At 73.7% G+C, this 5,230-nt stretch carries 6 protein-coding genes; 4 read left to right on the forward strand and 2 right to left on the reverse strand.

The window, feature by feature from the left end; genetic code table 11:
* The first annotated feature begins 29 nt into the window (after positions 1–29).
* Positions 30–1,673, forward strand: a complete 1,644-nt coding sequence (locus DMH12_RS36900) for a M4 family metallopeptidase (RefSeq protein WP_125495654.1) — start codon at positions 30–32, stop codon at positions 1,671–1,673.
* Positions 1,674–1,741: 68 nt separating this feature from the next.
* Here the strand turns inward: DMH12_RS36900 and DMH12_RS36905 are convergent, their stop codons facing one another.
* Entirely contained in the window at positions 1,742–2,326 is a 585-nt protein-coding gene (locus tag DMH12_RS36905; RefSeq protein WP_125495655.1) for an NADPH-dependent FMN reductase, read from the reverse strand.
* A 293-nt stretch (positions 2,327–2,619) separates the two neighbouring features.
* Between DMH12_RS36905 and DMH12_RS36910 the strand changes: the two genes are divergently transcribed.
* Complete coding sequence (locus DMH12_RS36910; protein ID WP_125495656.1) at positions 2,620–3,153, forward strand: hypothetical protein; 534 nt, start codon at positions 2,620–2,622, stop codon at positions 3,151–3,153.
* 121 nt (positions 3,154–3,274) lie between these two features.
* Complete coding sequence (locus DMH12_RS36915) at positions 3,275–3,904, forward strand: class F sortase (RefSeq protein WP_125495657.1); 630 nt, start codon at positions 3,275–3,277, stop codon at positions 3,902–3,904.
* Here the strand turns inward: DMH12_RS36915 and DMH12_RS36920 are convergent.
* The gene (locus DMH12_RS36920; protein ID WP_125495658.1) at positions 3,842–4,234 is read right to left on the reverse strand and encodes a helix-turn-helix domain-containing protein; all 393 of its coding nucleotides are present in this window, start codon (positions 4,232–4,234) and stop codon (positions 3,842–3,844) included. The two genes, DMH12_RS36915 and DMH12_RS36920, sit on opposite strands and share 63 nt — an antisense overlap.
* 106 nt (positions 4,235–4,340) lie before the next feature.
* Here DMH12_RS36920 and DMH12_RS36925 point away from each other — a divergent pair.
* Positions 4,341–5,230, forward strand: an 890-nt coding sequence (locus DMH12_RS36925; RefSeq protein ID WP_148107585.1) for an NAD(P)-dependent oxidoreductase, incomplete at its 3' end; no start/stop codon positions are given.

Here is a 5,230-nt window from a genome sequence, read left to right on the forward strand (position 1 = left end):
CCCCGAAGCGCTCCTCCCCAAGGAGTCCGATGAGCCGAATACGGCACGTCCGAGGTTCCCGTCCCGCCACGGCCGGCATCGCCGCCACCGCCGCCGCGCTGCTCGGCACCGTCCTCGCCCCCACCTCCCACGCCGCCGACGGACCCACCTCCGCCGACGCCCTCGGCCACGCGGACGCCGTCCTCGCCGACCGGGCCGACGCCCTCGGGCTGACCGCGGCGCAGGACACCGAGGTCCGCGACGTCATCGTCGACGACGACGGCACCCAGCATGTCCGCTACGACCGCACCTACCGCGAACTCCCGGTCCTGGGCGGCGACTTCGTCCTCCACCTCGCCCCCGACGGCGACTTCCGCGGCGCGGACCGCGCGACAGAGGCCCAGGTCTCCCTGCCGACCGTCACCCCGAAGCTGTCGGCCCCCAAGGCCGCCGACCTGGCCGCGAACGCGCTGCGCGCCGCCAACCCGGGCGAGCTGCTGAAGAAGCTCACCGCCAAACCGCAGTTGGTGGTCGACGCCCTGCACGGGACCCCGAAGCTGGCCTGGCGGACGAACGCGGCGGCGATGGACCCCGCCGGCAACCCGGTCGCGCGCACCGTGCTGACCGACGCCGGGACCGGTGCCCGCATCGACGCCTGGGACACCGTCGAGACGGCCGCGGGCGACGGGGAGTCGCTGTACGGCGGCAAGGTGCCGCTGGACACGACGTCCTCGGGGTCGTCGTACCAGCTCAAGGACCCGACGCGCGGCTCCACCTACACCGGTGACGCAAAGAACCAGACCGACCTGTGCTTCCTCGGCATCTGCCTGGTCCGGGCCCCCTCGACGCCGCTCACCGACGCCGACAACCACTGGGGCACGGGGAGCGCCGCCGACCGCGCCTCGGCCGCCGTGGACGCGCAGTACGGCACCGACGTCACGTGGGACTACTACAAGGACGTGCACGGGCGCAGCGGCATCGCGGGCGACGGCAAGGGGTCGTACAACCGGGTGCACTACGGCACCAAGTACAACAACGCCTTCTGGGACGACAGTTGCTTCTGCATGACGTACGGCGACGGTGACGGGAGCACCTTCGGGCCGCTGGTCTCGCTGGACGTCGCCGGGCACGAGATGACGCACGGGGTGACCTCGTCGACGGCCGCGCTGACGTACTCGGGCGAGTCCGGCGGCCTCAACGAGGCGACCTCGGACATCTTCGGCACGCTGGTGGAGTGGCACGCGGGCAACGCCACCGACCCCGGGGACTACCTGATCGGCGAGAAGGTCGTCCGGGACGGGTTCGGCCGGGACGCGCTGCGCTACATGGACAAGCCGAGCAGGGACGGCAGTTCGGCCGACTGCTGGAACACGGCGGTGGGCGACCTGGACGTCCACTACTCCTCCGGGATCGCCAACCACTTCGCCTACCTGCTGGCCGAGGGCAGCGGCGCGCGGACCGTGGGCGGGGTCCGTTACTCCTCCCCCACCTGCGACGGCTCCTCGGTCTCCGGGATCGGCCGGGACAAGCTCGGGGACGTCTGGTACCGGGCGCTGACGGTGTACATGACCTCGTCCACGGACTACGCGGGCGCCCGCACGGCCACCCTGAGCGCGGCCGGTGACCTGTACGGCACCGACAGCGCCGAGTACGCGGCGGTCGGCGCGGCGTGGAGCGCGGTGAGCGTGGGCTGAGCCCGCCGCGCACGCGACGTGGGCCGCCCCGGTTTCCGCGACGGAAGCCGGGGCGGCCCCGCGCGTTCTCAGATGTCGTAGGGCCGCTTCTCCTTCGCCTCGCGCAGGGCGCGCCCCCACCACACCAGCTGGTCGAGCATCGTCTTCGCCGCGGCGTCCGGACCCGACGGGTCCCTGAGCGTGCCCTCGTCGTCGAAGGACGCGCCCGCGTTGTGGAAGGAGACGGTGTCGCGGACGGTGACGGCGTGCAGTTCGGCGAAGACCTGGCGCAGGTGCTCCGCGGCGCGCAGGCCGCCGGCCAGGCCGCCGTACGAGACGAGGCCGACGGGCTTGGCCCGCCACTCGGTGAAGTGCCAGTCGATGACGTTCTTCAGGCCCGCCGGGAACGAGTGGTTGTACTCGGGCGTGAGCACGACGAACGCGTCGGCGCCGGCGAGCCTGGGCGTGACCTCGGCCAGCGCGGCGGCCGCCTCCGGGGTCGGGGCCAATGTCGTGGGGAGTTCGGTCTCGGCCACGTCGACCACCTCCGGGATCAGGTCGTCGTGGGCCCGGAGGTGGTCCAGGAGCCAGTCGGCGACGACGGGGCCGAAGCGGCCGTGGCGGTTGCTGCCGACAAGGAGGGTCACCCGCAGTGGGGCGGTCGTGGTGTCCATGCGGAACAGCCTGATACCTCGACCAAACTTGAGGTCAAGCCGTGGCGGCGGCGGGCCCGTTCGGCGGCGCCGGTCACCCGTTCACACCCGCGTCCCGCACCCTTCGGGATCTTTTCCCCCGCCCGCCCGGCACACCCGCGTGACCTGCTGAAACGCAGTCACATCAACTCCCCTCCGGCGCACCGGCGACACCCGTTCATCCCAATCCGCGCCGCGCGCTCGGGGAGCGGGCGGGGTCCGCTGCCACTTTCCTCGGTAGGGCAGGGGCCACCGAAGAGCTCAAAGGAGCACCGATGCGACGTACCGCCCGCCTGCTGACCGGTACCGCGCTCGCCGTCGCGGCCGTCGGCCTCGCCTCCCCGGCGACCGTGTACGCCGGGGACGCCGCACCGACCGGTGGTCTGGAGGTGTACCCGTCCTCGGTCGTGCCGGGCGAGCGGGCCATGGTGACCACGGCGTGGTGCGGGGAGAGCGGTTCGGCGGCCGGTGACGCCAGCGCGGTCGGCGCCGGCACGTTCCCGCTGGCGCCGGGGACGGGCGACGGGGAGACGGCCGGCCACTTCGAGGTGCCGCCGAGCGCGCAGCCGGGAACGTACGAGATCGTCGCGACCTGCGGGGACGACGAGCAGCGGGTGACGGGCGACCTGGTGGTGACGCTGACCGCGGCCGAGGCGCCTGTCTACCCCAGAGGAAGCGTGAAGACGGGGGTCGGCGGCGCTCTTGGCCCCGATCCCGTGCAGACCGCGGCCGGTGTGGCGGCTCTCGCCGTCGCCGCCGCGGGCGGTACCTGGCTCCTGCATCGCCGGGCGAGAGGCGACGGGATCTGACGGGCACCCTCCGCTGCCCGTCCGCCGGTACCGCACTTCCCCACCCCCTCCGGGTCCGACGCCCCTCGCGGCCCGGAGGGGGCAGGGGAGACCACCAGGCCCGACTGGAGAGGGGATGTAGATGCGCAGGGTCGGCAACACCGCGATAGCCGCGGTCACCGCGGTCGCTCTCTGCTCCGGGGCGTGGCTGCTCGTCGGCGGCGCGGAGAGCGAGGCCCCGCCGCAGCCGTCGGCCGCGCAGGCCGCCTCCGGCACCGGGCGGAGCGCCGAGGCGCCGCCCGCCGCACCGGCGCTGCCGCCCTCGCCACCGGACCGCGTCCGGATCCCCGCGATCAAGGTCGACGCGCCCATGACGGGGCTCGGGCTGACCTCCTCCGGCAGCCTGGACGTGCCGCCCGCCGAGAAGAAGAACCTCGCCGGCTGGTACGAGGCCGGCACCACCCCGGGTGAGAGGGGCACCGCCATCGTCGCCGGGCACGTCGACAACGCCGAGGGCCCCGCCGTCTTCTACCGGCTCGGCGCGCTGGAGAAGGGCGCCACGATCGAGGTCGACCGGCGGGACGGCGGCGTCGCGGTCTTCACGGTGGACGCGGTGGAGGTCTACGCCGCCGACGACTTCCCCGACGCCAAGGTGTACGGCGCGGCGCCCCGGCCCGAGCTGCGGGTCATCACCTGCGGCGGCGACTACTCACGCAGTACCGGCTACCAGGGGAACGTGGTCGTCTTCGCGCACCTGACCGGCAGCCGGTGAGCGCTCGCCCAGGACGTGCGCCTTGCCCCACAGGCCGAGCGGCGCCAGCGCCTCGTTGAGGGCGACGCCCCGCGCGGTGAGCGAGTACTCGACGCGCGGCGGCACCTCGGGGTACTCCTCGCGGTGCACGATGCCGTCGGCCTCCAGCTCCCGCAGCTGTGCGGCGAGCACCTTCTCCGTCACGCCCGGCAGCTCCCGGCGCAGGGCCCCGAAGCGGCGGACGTGCTCGCCGAGCGCCCAGAGGATCAGCACCTTCCACTTCCCGCCGATCACGTCCATCGCCGCGTCGACCCCGCACACGTACGCCCCCGGCCGCCGTGCCGTACCCATCGCCTTCACCCCGTTCGTCCACCGCCCGCGTGCTTCCCCCGGGGTAACCACCCACTCGAAAGTACGTACTTGAGCGGTCCTGCTCCCCCGGAAGAGGCTTGTCCCCATGACTGACAAGGCACCCGCTCCTCGTATTCCACTCACTCCGCTCACCGTCCTCGGCACTGGCGCGATGGGCACCGCCCTCGTCCGCGCCTGGCTGGCCGCCGGCCACCCCGTGACCGTCTGGAACCGCACCCCCGCCCGCGCCGAGGCCCTGGCCGCCGAGGGCGCCACCGTCGCCCGCACCGCCGCCGAGGCGGTCTCGGCGAACCGCCTGGTGATCGTCTGCCTCCTGGACGACGCCTCGGTGGGCGCGGCCCTGGACGGCGTCGACCTGACCGGCCGTGACCTGGTCAACCTGACCACCGGCACCCCCGCCGACGGCCGCACCCGCGCCGCGTGGGCGACGGAGCGCGGGGCCCGCTTCCTGGACGGCGGCATCATGGCCGTACCGCCGATGATCGGCGACGCGGATGCGGGCGGCTACGTCTTCTACAGCGGCTCCCCCGCCCTCTTCACCGAGCACCGCGACACCCTCGCCGTCCCCGCCGGCACCCGCTACGTCGGCGAGGACCCGGGCTTCGCGGCCCTGCACGACGTGGCGCTGCTGAGCGCGATGACCGGCATGTTCGCGGGCGTCTCCCATGCCTTCGCCCTGATCCGGCGGGAGGACGTCGCGCCGAGCGACTTCGCACCGCTGCTGGCGTCCTGGCTCACCGCGATGGCCCCGTCCGTCCACCAGGCCGCCGCCCAACTGGAGAGCGGCGACTACGGCAAGGGCGTCGTCTCCAACCTCGCGATGCAGGTGGCGGGCAACGCGACCCTGCTGCGCACGGCGGAGGAGCAGGGGGTGAGCGCGGAGCTGCTGACGCCGTACACGGGGTTGATGGAGCGATGGCTCGCCGAGGGGCATGGGGAGGAGGACGGGATGGGGGTGGTGGAGCTGTGGGAGGT

Origin of the sequence: Streptomyces sp. WAC 04229 (assembly GCF_003947455.1) — a bacterium.
In the GTDB taxonomy this organism is placed as follows: domain Bacteria; phylum Actinomycetota; class Actinomycetes; order Streptomycetales; family Streptomycetaceae; genus Streptomyces.